Annotated in this window: 13 protein-coding genes; 9 read left to right on the top strand and 4 right to left on the bottom strand. The window is 62.1% G+C overall.

Annotation, left to right across the window (positions count from 1 at the left end):
- Nucleotides 1-4 precede the first annotated feature (4 nt).
- Nucleotides 5-3,016 (bottom strand): salicylate synthase, encoded by a 3,012-nt coding sequence (locus tag JJJ17_RS18210; RefSeq protein ID WP_200689029.1) that lies wholly within the window; start codon nt 3,014-3,016, stop codon nt 5-7.
- Between the two features lie 255 nt (nt 3,017-3,271).
- Nucleotides 3,272-4,120 (bottom strand): helix-turn-helix transcriptional regulator, encoded by an 849-nt coding sequence (locus JJJ17_RS18215; protein WP_200689031.1) that lies wholly within the window; start codon nt 4,118-4,120, stop codon nt 3,272-3,274.
- 324 nt (nt 4,121-4,444) lie between these two features.
- Between JJJ17_RS18215 and JJJ17_RS18220 the strand changes: the two genes are divergently transcribed.
- From JJJ17_RS18220 to JJJ17_RS18245, 6 genes are read left to right on the top strand one after another with little or no spacing between them, the layout of a single operon-like run.
- Nucleotides 4,445-5,398, top strand: a complete 954-nt coding sequence (locus tag JJJ17_RS18220) for an ABC transporter substrate-binding protein (protein WP_200689033.1) — start codon at nt 4,445-4,447, stop codon at nt 5,396-5,398.
- A gap of 6 nt (nt 5,399-5,404) precedes the next feature.
- Nucleotides 5,405-6,421, top strand: a complete 1,017-nt coding sequence (locus JJJ17_RS18225) for a FecCD family ABC transporter permease (protein ID WP_200689035.1) — start codon at nt 5,405-5,407, stop codon at nt 6,419-6,421.
- Entirely contained in the window at nt 6,418-7,404 is a 987-nt protein-coding gene (locus tag JJJ17_RS18230; protein ID WP_200689037.1) for a FecCD family ABC transporter permease, read from the top strand. The genes JJJ17_RS18225 and JJJ17_RS18230 overlap by 4 nt, the downstream gene beginning before the upstream one ends.
- Nucleotides 7,401-8,207, top strand: a complete 807-nt coding sequence (locus tag JJJ17_RS18235; RefSeq protein ID WP_200689038.1) for an ABC transporter ATP-binding protein — start codon at nt 7,401-7,403, stop codon at nt 8,205-8,207. Before JJJ17_RS18230 ends, JJJ17_RS18235 begins: the two co-directional genes overlap by 4 nt.
- Entirely contained in the window at nt 8,200-9,990 is a 1,791-nt protein-coding gene (locus JJJ17_RS18240) for an ABC transporter ATP-binding protein (protein WP_200689039.1), read from the top strand. The genes JJJ17_RS18235 and JJJ17_RS18240 overlap by 8 nt, the downstream gene beginning before the upstream one ends.
- A complete protein-coding gene (locus tag JJJ17_RS18245; RefSeq protein WP_200689040.1) occupies nt 9,987-11,741 on the top strand; it encodes an ABC transporter ATP-binding protein in 1,755 nt (584 codons plus the stop codon). The genes JJJ17_RS18240 and JJJ17_RS18245 overlap by 4 nt, the downstream gene beginning before the upstream one ends.
- Nucleotides 11,742-11,869: 128 nt before the next feature.
- On the opposite strand, the gene JJJ17_RS18250 is transcribed toward JJJ17_RS18245, so the two are convergent.
- Nucleotides 11,870-13,123, bottom strand: coding sequence for an Hsp70 family protein (locus tag JJJ17_RS18250; protein WP_200689041.1), 1,254 nt, complete (start codon nt 13,121-13,123; stop codon nt 11,870-11,872).
- A 606-nt stretch (nt 13,124-13,729) separates the two neighbouring features.
- Between JJJ17_RS18250 and dcm the strand changes: the two genes are divergently transcribed.
- The 3 genes from dcm to JJJ17_RS18265 are packed head-to-tail and all read left to right on the top strand — an operon-like array spanning nt 13,730 to nt 16,792.
- Nucleotides 13,730-14,956, top strand: a complete 1,227-nt coding sequence (gene dcm / locus JJJ17_RS18255; protein WP_200689042.1) for a DNA (cytosine-5-)-methyltransferase — start codon at nt 13,730-13,732, stop codon at nt 14,954-14,956.
- Nucleotides 14,957-14,987: 31 nt separating this feature from the next.
- Entirely contained in the window at nt 14,988-15,425 is a 438-nt protein-coding gene (locus JJJ17_RS18260) for a very short patch repair endonuclease (protein WP_325168836.1), read from the top strand.
- Nucleotides 15,422-16,792, top strand: a complete 1,371-nt coding sequence (locus JJJ17_RS18265; protein WP_200689054.1) for a type II restriction endonuclease — start codon at nt 15,422-15,424, stop codon at nt 16,790-16,792. The genes JJJ17_RS18260 and JJJ17_RS18265 overlap by 4 nt, the downstream gene beginning before the upstream one ends.
- 188 nt (nt 16,793-16,980) lie before the next feature.
- On the opposite strand, the gene JJJ17_RS18270 is transcribed toward JJJ17_RS18265, so the two are convergent.
- Complete coding sequence (locus JJJ17_RS18270) at nt 16,981-18,456, bottom strand: S8 family serine peptidase (RefSeq protein ID WP_200689058.1); 1,476 nt, start codon at nt 18,454-18,456, stop codon at nt 16,981-16,983.
- Nucleotides 18,457-18,631 lie beyond the last annotated feature (175 nt).

Here is an 18,631-nt window from a genome sequence, read left to right on the forward strand (position 1 = left end):
AAACCTATTCTGCGGGCTCGGTCGCCGTGGTCTCTTCGGCGGCTGCTTGGGCGGGCGCAGGATCATGCGCGGCATCGACAGGGATCGCGGGCACAAGATTGCGGGCGACGCTTGCCAGCTTTTCGCAAGTCTCGGTCAGTTCGCGTTCAGGATCGGACAGGGCGACGATGCCCGCGCCCGCCCGCAGCCATGCCTGACCGTCCTGCTGATAGGCCGATCGCAGCACCAGCGCGGCATCCAGCAATCCATCCTGATCGGCGATCAACACGGCGCCGCTGTAAAGCCCACGCGGCCCCTGTTCGTGACGGCCAATCGCGTCCACCGCTTCACGCTTTGGAATGCCCGAGGCGGTGACGGCGGGGAACAGGGCGCGGAAGGCATGCCAGCGGTTCGTATCGCCGGTCAGTCGGCCGCCAAGCCGCGATGCCAGATGCTGGACCGAGCCGCGATGGATAATGTCCATGAAATAGCTGAGCCCGATTGAGTCCGGCTGACAGATCGGCATCAGCTCTTCATGCGCCAGCTTTACCGAGACGGCGTGTTCCGCGATTTCCTTTGGATCGGACAGCAGTTCGCGGCCCAAGGCCATATCGGCCATCGGCTCGCCCAGCAATGCACGGGTGCCTGCGAGGGGTTGGGTGGCGACAACGCCGTCTGAGGTCACTTCGACCACGGTTTCGGGGCTGAAGCCTGCGGCTTGGAAATCTTGCCTAAGGACAAGGAACGAGCGAGCAGGGTCGTTGGCCCTGCGACCGGCGACATAGGTGGCTGTCATGTCCAGCGGGAATGGCAGCGGAACCGGGCGCGACAGGATCACCTTCTGGTAATCGCCCGCATGGATCTCTGCAACGCCGCGCGCAACGCTGTGTTTGTAATCTTCCGCGCCTGCAAGGATGTCGGTGGGTTTCGTCTTCTGGCTGCCAGGCTGACGCACGGATGCCTGCACCTGTTCAAGAATGCGGGCCATGCGTTGTAATTCGTCTTCGTCCAATGCGCGCAGGACTGCGGTATCGGCGCGCAGGCGATATTCGGCGCGGGGGACCGACAGGATCAGCAGCGGGCGGCTGTCATCCTGTAACGGCAGGTCATGGAAATGTCGGGTCAGCTCGAATTCCGCCATCCCATAGGCGCGCCAGCCCTGCACCGCGATGTCTTGCAGCACGGTTTCCAGCAGGTCGATTGCATCGGATGCGGGCCAGTCGCGCCGGTCATCCTTCTGCTGGAGGGTCAGTTTTTCGCCGTTCAACTGGATCCGGGCTAACTCGCCCAGACCGACGCTGAACTCGCCCTGATGTTCATAGACGGTTGCGTTCTCTGCCCCGGCGGTCGCCGCAAGCGCCGCTGCGACAGCAAGCGGGTCGGTATCAAGCGATACGGTTCGTTCCAGAAAAGCTTGCTGTTTCGCTGTCGCAGGTGCAGTGATGTGTGCCAGTTTGCGGCGATCGATCTTGCCGATCGGCGTTAACGGCCACGAGGATGCGAAGCGCAACTCGTCCGGCAGCTTGAATTGCGCAAGATCGCGGGCGCGCAGGGCATCGCGCAGTTGTGCCAGCGTCGGGCGTTCGCCGTTGACGATCAGGACCGCGCAGCTTCTCTCACCCAGAATCGGGTCAGGCACACCCATGACCACGGCATCGGCGACGCCCGGATATTCACGCAGCAGATCCTCGATCTCGGCCGCCGCGATCTTTTCGCCCGCGCGGTTGATCTGTTCCTTGGCGCGCCCCTCGACCACCAGATTTCCATCGGCGCGGCGGCGGACCAGATCGCCAGAGCGGTAATAGCCTTCGCCGGTGAAGGCGGTCAGATTATGGGTCGCGGCGCGGAAATAACCGCGAATGGTATAGGGACCGCGCACCAGCAATTCGCCGACCGCGCCATCGGGCAGATCATTGCCATCCTGATCGACGATGCGCAGGTCGTCATCGGCGCTGATCGGGCGGCCTTGGGTGTTGATCGCGACCTCGACCGGGTCGTCGGGGCGGGTCATGCAGATCAGACCTTCGGCCATGCCAAAGACCTGTTGCAGCCCGCATCCCAGAAGCGGCGTGACCTTTTCTGCGGTGACCGGGTCAAGACGCGCGCCGCCAACCTGCAGCAGCTTCAGGCTGGACAGATCGCTGCTGTCCCATTCGCGTTGTTGCAGCCACAGCGGCACCAAAGCCGGGACAAGCGCGGTAATGGTGACGCCTTCGGCTTCGATCAGCGGGAAAGCCTCGTCCGGGGATGGCGATTGCGACATCACCACTCGACCGCCATTGGTCAGAGTGCCCAGAATGCCAGGGCAGGACAGGGTGAAGTTATGCGCGGCAGGCAGGACGGCAAGATAGACGCTGTTCGCATCGACGCCGCAAGTCTGCGCGGCCATCCGCGCATTATAGGCGTAATCGGCATGGGTGCGCGGGATCAGCTTCGGCGTGCCGGTGGTGCCGCCGGACAGAAGCAGACAGGCGATGTCTGTAGGGACGGGCGGGTTCAACGGATCGAAGCGGCCTTCCAGCGTGGACAGGTCGATATGCGTGCCGTGATCGCCGTCAATGATGATGTGGCGCAGGCAATCGTTGCGCGACTGAAGCTCTTCCGCCATCGCGCGATAGTCGAAGCCCATGAAACTGCTTTGGCAGATATAGGCGACGGGTTGTGCCAGCCGCGACAGGGCGTCCAGATCGTGCAACCGTTGCGCGGGCAGCGCAAAGATCGGCAGCGCGCCCAGCCGGAACAGGGCAAAGCTGACCGCGACGAAGGCTGCGCCGTTCGGCAGTTGCACAAGAACCGGATCACCCCTGCGGATGCCAAGCCCTTGCAACCCACCGGCCAGCCGGTCGGCCTGTTCATTCAGCGCGGCGTAGCTGGTGGTGCCATTCTGGTCGGTGATGGCGGTTCGGTTGCCATGCGTCGCGGCCAGCCGCGCCAGCAGCCCGCCCAAGGTCTCGTCCTGCCAGTGACCCAGTTCGCGGTATCGTTCCGCAAAATCGTCCGGCCAAGCCGTGAACCCATCTTTTTCTAAGGCGGTCATTGCGCACCTTCCTTCTTCATTCTGGTTCCGGGTCCGGCAATGCCCCGCCTGACAGGCGAAGTTGGGCGACGGGCTGATCGGAGGAATCGACTGGCGGCCGGAGGATGCAGGGTAAGCCTCTCCGAACAGAGATCGGAGACAGTGCGAACATTGATAACGTCGGGGATTGGGGCCGCAATGTGGCAGCGTTCGGTATTTCCGACTATTTCTTTCGGATTTGCGCGAAGGGTCTCTGACGCCCCTGTGCGGCCCCTGTTAGTGGCGCATTCCCGCCGGGCGTCCGCGCCGCAGCAGGGCTGCCGGGGCGACCCCGAAGCGGCGTTTGAACTCGGTCGAGAAATGGGCGGGCTGATAGCCGTAGCGATGGGCGATCTGCGCGACGGTCAGCGCGCCCGATTCCAGCGACAGGCGCGCATGATCCAGCCGGGTGGCCTTCAGCAAGGCATAGGGTGTGGCACCGAACACTTCGCGGAACACCTCGCTCAGGCGGCGGGCGTTCAGGCCGACCTCACGTGCAAGGTCCGGGATCGCGGGCGGGTTTTGGAGATCCGCCAATAGCATCGCACGGGCGTCGTGGACGCGCTTGACCTCGAACGAGCGGGCGGCCAGCGGAGAGTTGCCCGTCGTCTCCGCCGTGTCATGCGGGGTGAGCAGGGACAGAAGCTCCAGCGCCTTGCCGGTGATGTAAAGCTGTCGCCGCGTCGATGTCATCGGGCAGCCCAGCATCTGCCACGCCAGCGCCGAAATCGTGGGATCGCCGTTGCAGACGTGGTCCCGGAACGGATGGCTGATATAGCTGGCGGCCCATTCCTCGCCCAGAAGGGCATCGATTTCATCGGGGTGGACGCGGATGAAGATGCCCGCAAGATTGGTTTTCTGTTCGGTCAGGTGCCGCGTTTCGGCAGCCGAATCGACGAAATGGCAATGGCAATCGCCGCTGCGGAATGTGCCGCTGCCGACATTCTCGGACGTGATATCGATTTCACCCTGAACCAGCACCGATGCCCACAATCCGGGCTTCGGGGCGCTGGTCCAGCTTGCGCCCTGATCCAGATCCAGTTTTGCCAGAACGACTTCCAACCCGCGATAGTTGATGGTCTCCAAGCCGACCTCCTGTGTGTCATGGGAAGGGCTGTCTGGTGGCCCGGATCAGCTTTTCGTGGTCATTTCGGACCAGCCGAGCGGCATCGGACGCATCTGGATCTGCCTGCGGAGACTATATGTTTCGTGCAAGGGCATGGCAATAGGACACAGTTCCACAAGCGCCTGTCCGCATGGAATATCAGCACGGTTCCGCGAAGGCTTTCGAGATTCTGACTATTATTATCAGTATTCTGCCCGATCCTTGGGCGGGGGCTTGAAAACCCGCTCTTTCCTCTGTTTCGTCGCGGCGGGTCGCCCCGTCCCATCCGTTGTTCAGAGGCCAAGATGTCATCCCCTATTCGCATTCTTCTATCAGCCCTCTTGGTGGGGCTGGCTTTGCCGGTTTCGGCACAAGATATCTTTGCCGAAGTGCGCGATGATCGCGGTGAGGTGGTTCAGATCGCCCAGCAACCGCAGCGCGTCGCGTCGCTGGGCGTGTTCGGTGCGGATATGATGCTGGCATTGGGCAAAAGCGCGGTGGGGACGACGACCTATAACGGCCAGTTGCCCGCCTATCTGGGCGCGCGCCCCGACACGATGGCCGATCTGGGGATCGAGCCGCAGCCCAATCTTGAGCGTCTGACCGAACTTCAGCCCGACCTGATCATCGGCATCCGCCGCTATACCGAGCCCTGGGCGGATTCCTTCGCTCCGATTGCCCCCTATATCGCCTATGACATGCTGACCGAGGCGGATTCCACGCGGGCGGTGTCGTCAGTCGCGGTGGCGCTTGGCGCTGTTGGGACGGGCGAAAAGCTGAATGCGGAGTTCGAGCAGATGAAGGCGCAGATGGCCGAACAGGCGCCGGGGGGCGTTTCGGCGGTTTTCGTCTGGCTGTGGCAGGACACGCTTTACGCCTATTACGACCACGTCATGCCTGCGTCGTTCTTTAGCCCCCTGAAGGTGCGAAACACGATGGGCAGCAATCCGACGCCGGAATTGCCCGAGAATTTTGGCGGTCCGGTCAGCTATGAAGACATTCTGGCGCAGGATCCCGATGTGCTGATCGTCTTCCGGGCCGAGGGTAACGCCTATCCCGATCACCCCGCCTTGCGCCGTTTGCGCGCCGTGCGCGAAGGGCGGGCGTGGCATGTAGGCTATCAGTATTCGCAACCCGCAGGGCCGGTCGCGCGCAAGATCATTTTGCAGGAGATGGCGCATCTTTTGTATCCTGATGTCTTCGCAGATCCCGCCCTTCCCGATCAGGTCCGCGCCGAGCCGCTGCGTTTCGAGAACTGACCCTGCATGACGCCGGACGATCCGAAACAGCGCCTGATACTGCCGTTTTTTCTGCTGACCCTGTTGCTGATCCTTGTCTGCGCGGTGCTGACGCTGACACAGGGGCGGTTCGCGACAGGCTTGGCCGATCTGCCCACCGCGTTGCTGGACCGGGCCGAGGTGACGGATACCGGATTTGCCGTGCGTCAGTTGCGTCTGCCGCGCGCGGTGATGGCGGTTCTGGCGGGTGCGGCGCTTGGTGTCGCCGGGGCGTTGATGCAGGCGATCACCCGCAATCCGCTGGCCGATCCGGGGCTGACCGGGGTGACGGCAGGCGCGGCCTTCGCGGTGGTTCTGGGCTTTACGCTGCTGGGCGTTTCGCAGGCGGGATTGCTGGTTCTGGGCACGGTCGGCGGGGCGCTAAGCGGAGCGCTGACCTTCGCCCTTGCCGCGCAGCGCGGGTTCAATCCGGCGCATCTGATTCTGGCGGGTGTCGCGGTTGCGGCCTTCTGTCTGTCGGGGATCAATGTGCTGCTGCTTCTGGGCGCGACCTCGATGAACAGCGCGTGGTTCTGGCTGGTGGGCGGTCTGGCCAATCGGACATGGCAGGATGTGGGTCATCTGTGGCCGATGGTGCTGCCGGTTCTGGTCTTGGTCTGGCTCACCTCGCGGCGGCTGGATTTGCTGCTGCTGGATGACGATACATCGCGGGGGATCGGGCTTCATGCCGGGCGCTGGCGGCTGATCTTCGGGCTGTGCAGCGTCGTGCTGACGGCGGGTTGCGTTGCGACCTGCGGGCCGATCGGCTTCATCGGTCTGCTGGCCCCGCATGTGGCGCGGATGGGGCTTGGTGGGGCGGTTTCGCATCGTCTGCTCATCCCGGCCAGTGCGCTTGCCGGGGCGGCGATCCTGTCGGTGGCCGATGCACTGGCTGCCTCACGTCTCATCTTCCCGACCGAGATTCCGACCGGCATCCCCGCCATCCTGATCGGCGCGGGAATGTTCCTGCTGCTCTTCCGCAACGGCCTGAGGGTCGGGCGATGAGCGGGCGCGTTGCTCTGATCGGCCTTTCGTTGCTGGTCCTGATTGCGTTTCTGGCGATCCTGTCGCTGACATTGGGCGCGGCTTCCGTGGACCCGTTCGCGGTGCTGACCGGCAGGGGCGATCCGGCGGCGCTGCAAATCCTTTGGCATTTACGTCTGCCACGCCTGTTCCTGGCGCTGGCGGTCGGGGCGAATTTCGGGCTGGCCGGGCTGATCGTGCAGATCGTTCTGCGCAACCCGCTGGCCGAGCCGGGCGTCCTGGGCGTGTCCGCCGGGGCAAGCCTTGCGGTCGTCGCGGCGCTGCTGTTGTCGCATGGCGCGCTGTCGGTCAGCCTTGGCGTGCCGCTGGTGGCGTTTGGCGGTGCGGTTGCCGCAGGCGCGGCGATCCTGTGGCTCTGCGGAGGCAGCGGCGATCCGCGGCGTCTGGTTCTGGGCGGTGTGGTCTTTGGTATGGCGCTGAATGCGCTGGTCATGGCGGTAATCGTGGGCTTCGGCGCGGGTCGGGCCGAGCTGGCATTGCTGTGGCTGACGGGTTCGCTTTACGGGCGGGGCTATGATCAGCTTTGGCCGGTGCTGGCTTGCGGCGGCGTTGCGGCGCTGCTGCTGCCCGCCTTCGTGCGTCCGCTGGGCCTGTTGCGCTTTGGCGACGATCAGGCCCGCAGCGCCGGGCTTGAGGTGCGGATCTGGCGGCCAGCGGCGCTGCTGTTGGCGATGGCGTTGGCGGCCAGCGCCGTATCCGCAGCCGGTCCCATCGGCTTCGTCGGTCTGGTCGTGCCGCATTTCGCCCGGCTTTTGACGGGGGCGGCCATTGCGCCGCTGATCTGGGTCACGGCGCTGAGCGGAGCGGCCGTGACATTGATGGCGGACGTTGTCGGACGCGCTATCGCCCCGCCGCTGGAAATCCCCGTCGGGGCCGTTACCGGGCTGATCGGCGTCCCGATCTTCCTCTTGCTGCTTCAACGACAATCGAGGAGACGGGCATGACATTGCAAGCCAGCCATCTGACCTTGCGATATGGCCGACGCGCCGTCCTGCGGGATGTCGGTCTGGATTTCGACCCCACCGGGATCACCGGGATCGTCGGGCCAAACGGGTCGGGGAAATCCTCGCTTCTGCGCTGTCTGGCGGGTTTATGTGCGCCCAGTCAGGGCAGCGTCAGCATGGATGGGCGCGCGATCCGCGACTGGCCCGCCCGCAAGCTGTCGCGCAGGCTGGCCTTTCTGCCGCAATCACCGCAAGCGCCTGATGGGCTGACGCTGCGCGATCTGGTCGCGCATGGGCGGTTTTCGCATAGGGGCTTCTTTCGGACCGGCAGGGGCGATCAAGCCGCGATCGATCACGCGCTGGAGCAAACCGGGCTGACGGCACTTGCCGGACGGGCGTTCGACAGCCTGTCGGGCGGCGAACGTCAGCGTGGCTGGATCGCGATGGCCTTGGCGCAGCAAAGCGGGATGCTGCTTCTGGATGAGCCGACGACATGGCTGGATATCGGCCACCAGATCGAGGTTCTGGAGCTGCTGCGAAGGCTGAACCGGCAGGACGGTTTGGGGATCGTCATGGTGCTGCACGATCTGAACCACGCCGCCGCTTATGCCGACCGGATCGTCGCGATAAAGGACGGCGCGGTTTGCGCGGACGGCCCGCCGCATCAGGTGGTGGTGCCTGCGCTGATCCAGAACCTGTTCGGCGTCGCCGCGCAGGTGGTGGATCTGGGCACGGAACATGCACAACGGCCGCATGTGGTCGTTACCTCAGCCAGCAGGAATGTGGCTTATGGGCATGGCTAAGACCGGCACTGACAAAAGCGTCTTCCCCGAACGGATGGCGGCGCTGCGGCTCATCGGCTTTGGGCTGGGCGGCGACTGGCGGAAGCTGGCAGCCTCGGTCGCGCTGGCGACGGCATCGGTGTTTTTTCAACTGTTGCTGGTCTGGATCACGTGGCGGCTGGTTCTGTCGCTGATCGAGGGGCGGGCAAGTCCGGGCCTGTTTTTTCAGGCTGCGGTTGGCGGGTTGGCAGCAGTGGCCCTTTATGGCCTGACCTTTGGGCTGGCGATGGCTTTGTCGCACAGACTGGCCTTTGACAGCATCCTGCGGATCCGGCTGATGATGGCGCGGCATATGGCGATGCTGCCCTTGGGCTGGTTCGCCGACTGCCCGACGGGCATGGCAAAGAAGCTGGTCATTGATGAGCCTGAACAGCTTGAACTGCTGATCGCCCATGCCATTCCCGAAGGCACAAGCGCCGCCGTCAACTGGCTGGCCTTGTCGGTCTGGCTGTTCGTCATCGATTGGCGGATGGCGCTGGCCTCGATCATCCTGACGCCGCTGGCGGCGGTGGCGATCACCTATGCGATGTCGCGCACGCGGGCCGAGACCGAACGCTATCGCAAAAGTCAGGCGCAGATGAACGCGGCGGTGGTCGAATATCTGGCGGGAATGGCGGTTACCAAGATTTTCAACCGCACCGATCTGACGCTTGCAAGGGCCAGCGATGCAGTGCGCGAACAAGCCGCTGCACAGACCGCATGGGCGCTGCGCTATCTGCCGCTGGGCGGCAGTGCGTTACCGCTGGCGATGGCGTCGATCTGCGTGATCCTGACCGTGGGTGTCTGGCTGATGCAGGCAGGGCAGCTTGATCTGGCGACGCTTGCGTTTTTCGTCATCGTCGGTGCGAATTACAGCCGCCCGCTGCTGAAACTGTTCGGGCTGCTGCATCAGTTGTCCCATATCTCGCTGGGCGCGGTCGAGGTGCTGCGCCTGATGCGCGCACCTGCCCAGCCCGATACGGGGCGGCATCTTCCGCTAGGCGATCATTCGGTGACCTTTGGCAATGTCCGGTTCGGCTATGACGACCGGACGGTGCTGCACGATGTCAGCTTCACCGCGCCGGCGGGCGAGGTCACGGCGCTGGTCGGGCCTTCGGGGGCGGGCAAAAGCACCATTGCCGGGCTGATCTTGCGCACCCACGACATTCAGGACGGCCAGATCCTGATCGGTGGCGTCGATATCCGTGACATGGCGGTGGATCAGTTGATGCAGACCGTTGCCGTCGTCTTTCAACAGACGTTCCTGTTCTCGGACACGGTCGAGGCGAATTTGCGTCTGGCAAAACCGCAGGCGACAGAGGCCGAACTGATCGCGGCATGCCGCGCGGCGCAGGCGCATGATTTCATTCAGGCGCTGCCCGAAGGCTATGCGACCCGGATCGGTGCGCAGGGCCGCATGCTGTCTGGCGGCGAGAGGCAGCGTCTGGCAATTGCGCGCGCCATTCTGAAGGACGCGCCGGTGATCTTGCTGGACGAGGCAACCGCCGCCACCGATCTGGAAAACGAAGCAGCGATTCACGCGGCCATGTCGGCGCTGGCGCGCGGCCGCACGTTGATCGTGATCGCCCACCGCCTGCACACGATCCGCCATGCCGATCAAATCCTGGTCGTCGAAGGTGGTCGGATTGTGGAACGCGGCGATCACGCAAGCCTGTCGGCGGGGACCGGTGCCTATGCACGCCTCTGGCGCGATTACCGATCCGATGACGAAGACCCGCAATTGACGCAACGGAGGCATGGATGAGCGACCCTGTGATCCCACGCTCTGACTGGGGCAGTCTGTGCAGGCTTTGGTCGCTGCTTGGCCCGTCGCGTCCGATGATGCTGGCAGGCATTGGGCTGCGGTTCCTGCAATCACTGGCGCTTGGGGCAGCCTTCGCTATCGTCGTTGCGGTCATCACCGAACTGGCGGCGGGCGGGACGATCAGCGTAGAGCGGGCAGGGGGCATCACGCTGGCGTTGGCTGTGTCGCTGATGGCACAGATCGGCTTTGGCTATCTGTCGGCGCGGCTTGCATGGCTGTCCAGCTTTCGCGCTGCGCATTCGTTGCGGCTGACGCTGCTGCGACATTTGGGACGGTTGCCGATGGGGTTTCATCTGTCGCGCCATAACGGCGACAGCGTGGCCGCCGTGACATCCGATATGCAGGTGATCGATTCCTTCATGTCCGACGCCTTGCCACAGATTGCCCAATCGCTGGGCCTGCCGCTGGCGATGTTGGCCTTTCTGGCGTTGCAGGATTGGGTTCTTGCGCTGACTGCGACGGTGACGATCCTGCTGGCTTTGCCGCTTTTCGTGCTGTCCAGCCAGCGGCTTGCGCGTCTGGGCCTGATCCGGCAGGACCGGCAGGCGCAGGCCTCTGCCGATATGATCGAATATGTGCAGGGTCTTGCGGTGATCCGTGCATTCAACCGCACGGCTGATGCGGAATCGCGGTTTCACACGGCGCTTACGGAATTTCGTGACATCTCGATCACGCTGACGGTGCAACTGGTCAGGCCGATGGTGCTGGTGGGTGTCGTTCTGATGCTGGGCGTGCCATTGGTCATCGCGGTTGGCGGCTGGCGGCTTCATGCCGGGGCGATTGAACCGATGGCGCTGATCGCGGTTCTGGTGCTGATCCTGTCGCTCTACGCACCGCTGATGGCGATGCTGTCGGTGATGGAACTGGCCCGTCTGGCCGAGGCCGCGCTGATCCGCGTGGACCGTATCTTGGACGCGACACCTTTGCCGCAACCTGTAACGCCCCGGACCCCGGAGGGATTCGCACTGCGGTTCGAAGCAGTGAGCTTTGGCTATACGCCGGGCAGCCCGACCCTGAGGGACACGAATTTCACCGTGCCGGAACGATCCACGACTGCAATTGTCGGCCCCTCGGGTGCGGGCAAAAGCACCATCCTGAACCTGATCGCCCGCTTTTGGGATGTGGAACGGGGGCAGATTTTGCTGGGCGGCGTCAATCTGCGCGATCTGGATGCCGCGCAACTGACGGATCTGGTGACGGTGGTTTTTCAGGACGCGTGGCTTTGTTCAGGGACGATCCGCGACAACATCGCCTTGGGGTCAGTGGATGCTAGCGACGAAGCCATCATCGCCGCCGCGCGCCAAGCACAGGCGCATGATTTCATCGCAGCTCTGCCTCAGGGCTACGACACGCCGGTCGCAGAAGGAGGCACCACGCTTTCTGGCGGCGAGCGTCAGCGTATCTCGATTGCCCGCGCGATCCTGAAAAACGCACCGATTGTGCTGCTGGACGAGGCGACATCGGCCATCGACCCCCATACCGACCGCGCCCTGCGCCTTGCCCTTGCGCGTCTGGCAGAGGGCCGCACGCTGATCATGGTCGCCCATAAGCTAAGCTCGGTTCAGGCCGCCGACGAGATCCTGATGCTGGATCAAGGTCAGATCACCGCCCGCGGCCCGCACGACACCCTGATCCGCGAAAACGGCCCCTATCGCCGCTGGTGGAAGATGCAGCGCGGGGGTGAGGGGTAGCGGCGTCACCTGCCAACCTCATTCGCGAATTTCTTAACGAAAAGCGCGGAATCACAGTCGGCCTCTAATGCTCAGCTTGGACTAAGCTGCCAGAAATCGCCTAATTTCTCAGACCAAACCGGCAGTTTTTACCTTGGCGCCTGTGCGGCGATGGCCAGCCCGTCTGCTACAGCGGTGAAAACTTCGCTGAACGAGTGAACGGCATGTGGGAACTGCTCTCTCATGGTGTTCGAAACCATCGACATCAGGCTGGAGCCCCCGACATAAACCACCGTCTCAACACGGGTGATGTCCAGGCCAGCGATCTTCAGCGTTTCACGCGCGCCCTCTGCCAGTGCCTCAGCATGCCTGGCGAGGCTGTCGGCCAAGGCCTCTGCTGACAGGGGGATTGCCAAGCCTGGCTCTATGTCGTCAAGCAGGATAGAGGCCTTATCAGCTCCGGCATTGGCGGCGATCTTGCCGCGTTCCACCGCGAAGCTAAGATCATGGCCAAGCTCGTCCTCCAGAACCCTTGCCAAGCGGGCCATCTTTACTGGCTCTTGCGCCAGCCGAACCATCTCGGCCACCAGCCGACGGTTTTGCGGCGTGTAGAGAAACGAGATTTTCTCCCATGTCGCCAGATCGTTGAAGATGGCGTTCGGCGCGGGCGAACTTCCGGGACCCATGGTCTTGCGCAGCTCGGTTCCTTTGCCCAGATGCGGCATGATCCGGTCGATGCTGATTGAGCGGTCGAAATCCGTCCCGCCGATGCGCACGCCGTGATTGGCGAGGATGGTGAGACCGTCGTGGTCGGACTGGAACAACGAGAAGTCAGAGGTTCCGCCGCCCACATCAACGATCAGGCCAATCGATCCCTTCTGTTCCAAAGCGCCGCTGGCGATAGCGGCGGCCTGCGGTTCTGGCATGAACTCGACCTCGCGGAAACCAGCCGCGAGATAGCAGGCGCGAAGATCCGCCTCGGCTGCGGCTTCGCGGGGATCGCCGACACCGTGAAATACCACGGGCCGCCCCGAGAGGACGCGATCAAAGGTGACGCCAGCCTCGGCCTCGGCCCGCATTTTAACCTCGGCCAGAAAGCGGGCGATGATGTCAACAAAGGTGACCCGCTCATTCAGGATCTGGCGGCGCTCATGCATAAGGCTGGTGCCAAGGATGCGCTTCAGCGCCCTCATGAAGCGCCCTTCGGCGCCTGCGAGCAGCGCGTGATTGGCGGCTTCGCCGATCAGCATCCGGCGCGCGTCATAGTCAAAGAAGAAGGTCGTCGGAATCGTGTTCTGGCCCGGCGCGAACTGGATGAGATGCGGACGCTCATCGCGGAAGTAGCCTGCGGCGGTGTTTGAGGTCCCGAAATCCACCCCAAGCCCTAGCGATCTTTGCGCCATGCTGAAATTCCTTGTGCTCCGCAGGGTCGGCGTCGCTAAACGGCGCAGCGACGGGTGTCAAGTCAGTTGAAAAGAAGCAGATAGTTCTGCCTTTTTGATCACAGAAATTGCCTCTTGCAACGAACCCTCTCCATCCAAACTATTGAATTGAAAAGTGATAGTGCCGCGCGCGGCCTGTGGCCTCTAAAGAAGCGTTACCTCGTCGACTATTGACTTGGACCGCCGTATCACGCCTCACGATGCTGCTGGGAGCGAAGCATTCATAGCGGGCGACGGTTTGCCCCTGTGTGACGCTTTTCTTCAGATCGGCTAAAAGGGCGGAGAATTGTTATTCACTGCGCCTGGCGCCTAAGTCCGGTCTGCGCAGGGAACGCTTGGTACCCCCCTAGTAGGGGAAGGCAGGGGTGGCAGTCGCTATCCCTGATGGCAGGACATGGAGTTCCCGGCATTTGCAGCGCGAACCCGCCCCGCAGGAGGCATAGGCCTGATCGGAGCAATCCGACGGGCTGGACAGCGAGAAAAGCCGTACAAATTCGTCGTTTGTTCTTGATTAAGGTGACTCATATAGACACTGTGTCAGAATAATTCCCGGAGGTGCATTGACATATGCAGGCTGACTTTTCCACACTTCTGGCGCAGGCCGGATACTCTGTCCCTGAGGCTGCGCGCGTGCTTGGCTATTCAGAAGGACACATCTATCGTTGGAAACGCGGTGAGGAAATCCCCCGTGACAGCGTGATCCGCCTTCTGAACCTGGAGATCGAGCGGCGGAGGGATGCAGGCGATGCGGAAAAGACCTTTACGTTCATCGACCTGTTCGCGGGGATCGGCGGCCTGCGGCGGGCAATGGAGAGCGCGGGTGGGCGCTGCATCTTCACTTCTGAATGGGACAAATACGCCCAGCAGACCTATATGGCGAATTTTCCTGACAACCGGCTTCCGGTGGGCGACATCCGGGAGGTAGACGCCGAGGACATCCCTGCGCATGACGTGCTGGTTGCGGGCTTTCCCTGCCAGCCCTTCTCGATCGCCGGGGTGTCCAAGAAGAACGCACTCGGCCGCGCGCATGGCTTTAACGATGAGACCCAGGGAACGCTGTTCTTCGATGTGCTACGCATCCTCATGCACCACCGTCCTGCGGCCTTCATGCTGGAGAACGTCAAGAACCTGAAAAGCCACGATAAAGGCCGCACCTTCGAGGTGATCCGTCGCAAGTTGACCGAGGAACTCGGTTACACGCTGGAGACCCGGATCATTGATGCCGGGCATTTCGTACCGCAACATCGCGAACGGATTGTGATGGTCGGCTTCCGTGAAGCGACCGGGTTCAGCTTCGATGACGTGCATCTTCCGACCTACGGGACCAAGCGGATGCGCCATGTTCTGCACCCTGAAAATGGCACGGAACAGCCCGAGGGGCATTTCACCGTCGGGCCGGATGCTGTGGTCAGCGATAAATACACCCTGACCGACAAACTTTGGGCCTATCTGCAAGGCTATGCTGCAAAGCATAAGGCCAAGGGGAATGGGTTCGGCTTTGGCATGGTCGATGGTGACAGTATCTCGCGCACGTTGTCGGCCCGCTATTACAAAGACGGTTCCGAGATTCTGATCAGTCGGGGCGAAGGCAACAATCCGCGACGCCTCACGCCTCGTGAATGTGCGCGGCTGATGGGCTACCCCGATGACTTCCGGATTCCGGTGTCTGACACTCAGGCCTACAAGCAATTCGGCAACTCGGTGGCCGTGCCTGTATTTGCCGAGGTGGCAAAAGTCATGGCACCACATATCCTCGCACTGACGAGAGCTGAACCGCTTAAGAAAGTTGGCTGACGTTCACGACAGCAGAACCCGCAGCAGAAACATGGCGGCAATCAAGGGGGCTGATACCAAACCGGAAATGCTGATCCGGCGCGGGCTTCATGCACTTGGTTACCGTTACCGTCTCCACGACCGGAAACTGCGGGGCAGACCAGACATCGTGCTGGCAAAGCATGATGCGGTGATCTTTGTGAACGGCTGCTTCTGGCATGGGCACGCTTGCCCACTTTTTCGATGGCCCGCAACACGGCAGGATTTTTGGCGCGCCAAGATCACCGGCAACATCGAGCGGGACGCCCGGAATATCGACATGCTGATTGTTGCCGGCTGGCGTGTTGCGACGGTCTGGGAATGTGCGCTGAAGGGGCGCGGCAGGTTGCCGTCGGAGGCGGTGATTGACTCCCTCGCCCTATGGATATGTTCTGGCGACCAACGGCTGGATCTCGAAGGTCAGCATACAGAAACAGGCGGCCAGATTTGAGCGAGCAAGGTATTTTCGATTTTGACGAGGACGGCGGCGGTCAGGCCGGGCTTCTGACGGACCTGCTGAGCCGGGCTGAGCGGGTTTTAGTCAAGAAGCTCTCGAACAATGATCGTGACTGGGCGCGTTATGCCAACAAGCACCAGGCCGGGGTTTATATTCCGGCGGAACAGCGCGAGGGCGGATTTTTTCCACCGCTGGAGGTCAAACCGCGCAAAGACCCGGATGCGGCCCCGATCCGGGAGGCCTGGTTCGATACGCTCTGGCCACAGGCTTCAGGCGATGAGCGCAATAAACATACCCGGATCGTACACTATACGAGTAAGGGCCCTGAGACGCATATGACGCGCCTGCCGAAAGAGTGCTTTGAGCATCTCTCGCCGGCTTCTTTCCTGATGTTGGGGCGGTATCGGCAGGGCGAAGATACTGTTTACGAATGCCTGACCATTGATTCCGCCAGCGAGGAAGCGGATCTGGTTCTCCTGCAGCTCGACATCACACCGGATTTCCTGATTGGTGAGTTTGAACCCGCTGAGGTCAGGGCAAAGGAACAGGACCGGGTTCTTGATTTCGCGGAAGAACTGATCGCGGCCTGGAAGGCTGGTACGATCGTCGAGTTCGGCCTTGCCCGTGCTGCCATGCCGAAAACCGAAGAACTGGCCGGGCTGGCGCGCGACCGTTACCTCGAGATCTACGGACTGAACAGCCTCGATCCCTTTGCCATCGAACGCCCGGGCAATGCGCTCCGCGAGATCAGCCGCAGTATCGAATGGGATATGTTCCGAGACTTCCAGCGCCGCGAGAGGGCCGTCGAGCTGGTACGCATCGTCCTTGGCGACGCACCGCGCGACATGACCATCGCGGATATCATCCGTCAGCTGATCAATGAACTGCCCCGGATCGACGCGCTGATGCTGTCGGCCAGCCAGCAGCGGAAATCCAGGGCTGGCTCCTCCTACGAACACCATATTGAAGCGATGCTGAGTGGGGGAAAAATCCCGTTCGAAAAACAGGTCGTAATCGAGGCGAAGAAGCGCCCTGATTTCATTCTTCCCTCACTGGCCTTCATCAGCAGCGGCGAAGTCATCGCCGCAACCGGTCTGATACTGAGTGCGAAGACCACCCTGCGCGAACGCTGGAAGCAGGTTGAGCGGGAGAAAGGCGAGCGCAGGCTCTACCTGACCACGGTCGATGAAAACATCGCGGGCAATGCCATTCAGGACATGGCAGGCATCGGCGTACAACTGGTGATCCCCGAGAGCCTTATGGACACCAAAGAGACCGAATACGCCGGACACGCGAACGTGCTGACCTTCCGGCGGTTCTGCGATGAAGTGGTGCAGCCGAATCTGGCGGTTTGGGGGTAGTGCGATGGCCGGTTGTTTAGGCATGCAGGGTGGAAGGCGGCCGGTCGAGGCATACGGCCACGCCGGTAGCCGAGGGCGGACGGCCGTCTGATGGCGGTGCGACGTGGCACTCGCAGCATTTCATCGGATCGGACATTCGTCTAGCGAGACGCGCCGGCCGGCACCTATTGTGTCCAGTATCCCAAGGTCTATTGGGCTTGCCGTATTCGTAGGCGGTTCTCAATCTCTGCTTGTATGTCGTATCGAGTATCGATCGCCAGCTGTAGTGTTACTGCGATTGCAAAACGAATATCATCGTCAGGACTTAACCCGCCGCCAGATGAGTCGCTGCACTGTACGCGGATCGGTATGATTGCGTCAGCACCGAAGGTGGGTGCCAATACCCGCGCGTGCTTCAACCGACGCGACCACACGGTTCCTTTGGCAATGGCATTCGAACTTGGCGCATCACCCTTCATCTTGAGGCGCCATTCAGTATCAGGTTCATCGCTATCATCTGCGGCGACGGCCTCAAGTTGAGCGAGACGATACCTAGCGCGCGAAATATCTACGGGAGAGAACCAAGCCAGCGTAACCAAAAAGGACCGGTGGACCCGGTCATTCGATAATGACTGTGGAAGCGGCAGCTCGAATACTCGGGCGCCATCTTTACGAACAGTCCCAAGACCTACTAGCGTCGTACCCTTCGGAGGCCCTTCGCTCATAAGGTCATCGCTTACGAGGCCATAGCCATATGCAGAAAGCACCTCCGCGTCGGCATGTTCGAAATGACGGCCAGACGCCATTTGAGAGCTGGGATGTGTGCGCGCGCTTTCCGGCCAGCGTGCCGAATGCACTGTGAGGGCTCGCGTCAGAAGCGCCATGTCACGCCGGGGAATCTCCTGCCCATTGTAGGCACCGTCCGGCCCCGTAAGGGCTGCGGCCGCATGTAAAATGGATCTCGTGGTCATCGCAGCGGCGCAACTTGTGCCGCACGCCCAAGCTCGAAGTCCCGTAGCCCCGCCGGCTTGTGTTGGCGCGGCAACAAGCAGGCCGGACGTGGGAAGCGCGCTTGCGACGCGCAGATTTAGGTCCCCGCCGGCGGAAGAAATGCGCACATCATGACGCCCGCCCACAGCCAATACATCGGGCTTGATCGCTCGGTAGGCTCCCGGACCAGCGGCTGACGAAACCGCAGGAACCATCGCGGCTTGATCATGGACGGGAAGTACGCCGGTAGGCAGAGCGCCCGCCCGCCCTGTGCCACCAGTGATCGACGCGGCGCCCACTGTCAGGACGTTCATGGCCTCTGCGGGGGCCAACAGCGTACGACTGTGTCGTTGAGCCAGCCGAGCCTCGCTGACTAAAGCCTGTCGGGCTTCAATTACTGAATCTTCGAACGCGGTCGCGTTGATTCCGGGGATAGTCAGTAGGCTGTCTACATTTCCAGCCGATACGACAAAGAGGACTCCCGCGCGATAGGCCCACCAATCGAGCAATCGGGCCAACGCGCTCAAGCGACCGTTAAAGTGCCCGTTCACGATGCCAATCGAGAGGTTCACGACGAATGCGTCAGGGGCGAGCGGGGTTTGCCCTTCGAACGCTCTGACAAGCGCGGTATGGATCACGTCAACAAAAAGACGATTTTCTGGCGAAACAGCTGCCCTGTCATTGTCGACGAGCACTGGTATGGACAAAAGCCTGCTGTCTGGAACCGGGTGGCCGTCATTGCTAGGTTATGTTGACAAAAGGGATTCCGCTGGCAGGCGTCCTATGATTCAAGCTCATCTCTACTTGGGAGATGGGCTTGGCGCGCAACCTGATATCCGACGATGAGTGGGCCTTCTTTGAGGGCTTCAT

Source organism: Paracoccus caeni (assembly GCF_016629665.1).
Lineage (GTDB): Bacteria > Pseudomonadota > Alphaproteobacteria > Rhodobacterales > Rhodobacteraceae > Paracoccus > Paracoccus caeni.

Excerpts from the sequence above, each read along its gene's own strand:
- JJJ17_RS18260 (WP_325168836.1), top strand. The coding sequence starts at position 14,988 with ATGGCGGCAATCAAGGGGGCTGATACCAAACCGGAAATGCTGATCCGG.
- JJJ17_RS18240 (WP_200689039.1), top strand. The coding sequence starts at position 8,200 with ATGGCTAAGACCGGCACTGACAAAAGCGTCTTCCCCGAACGGATGGCG.
- JJJ17_RS18250 (WP_200689041.1), bottom strand. The coding sequence starts at position 13,123 with ATGGCGCAAAGATCGCTAGGGCTTGGGGTGGATTTCGGGACCTCAAAC.
- JJJ17_RS18225 (WP_200689035.1), top strand. The coding sequence starts at position 5,405 with ATGACGCCGGACGATCCGAAACAGCGCCTGATACTGCCGTTTTTTCTG.
- JJJ17_RS18230 (WP_200689037.1), top strand. The coding sequence starts at position 6,418 with ATGAGCGGGCGCGTTGCTCTGATCGGCCTTTCGTTGCTGGTCCTGATT.
- JJJ17_RS18245 (WP_200689040.1), top strand. The coding sequence starts at position 9,987 with ATGAGCGACCCTGTGATCCCACGCTCTGACTGGGGCAGTCTGTGCAGG.
- JJJ17_RS18235 (WP_200689038.1), top strand. The coding sequence starts at position 7,401 with ATGACATTGCAAGCCAGCCATCTGACCTTGCGATATGGCCGACGCGCC.
- dcm (WP_200689042.1), top strand. The coding sequence starts at position 13,730 with ATGCAGGCTGACTTTTCCACACTTCTGGCGCAGGCCGGATACTCTGTC.
- JJJ17_RS18210 (WP_200689029.1), bottom strand. The coding sequence starts at position 3,016 with ATGACCGCCTTAGAAAAAGATGGGTTCACGGCTTGGCCGGACGATTTT.
- JJJ17_RS18220 (WP_200689033.1), top strand. The coding sequence starts at position 4,445 with ATGTCATCCCCTATTCGCATTCTTCTATCAGCCCTCTTGGTGGGGCTG.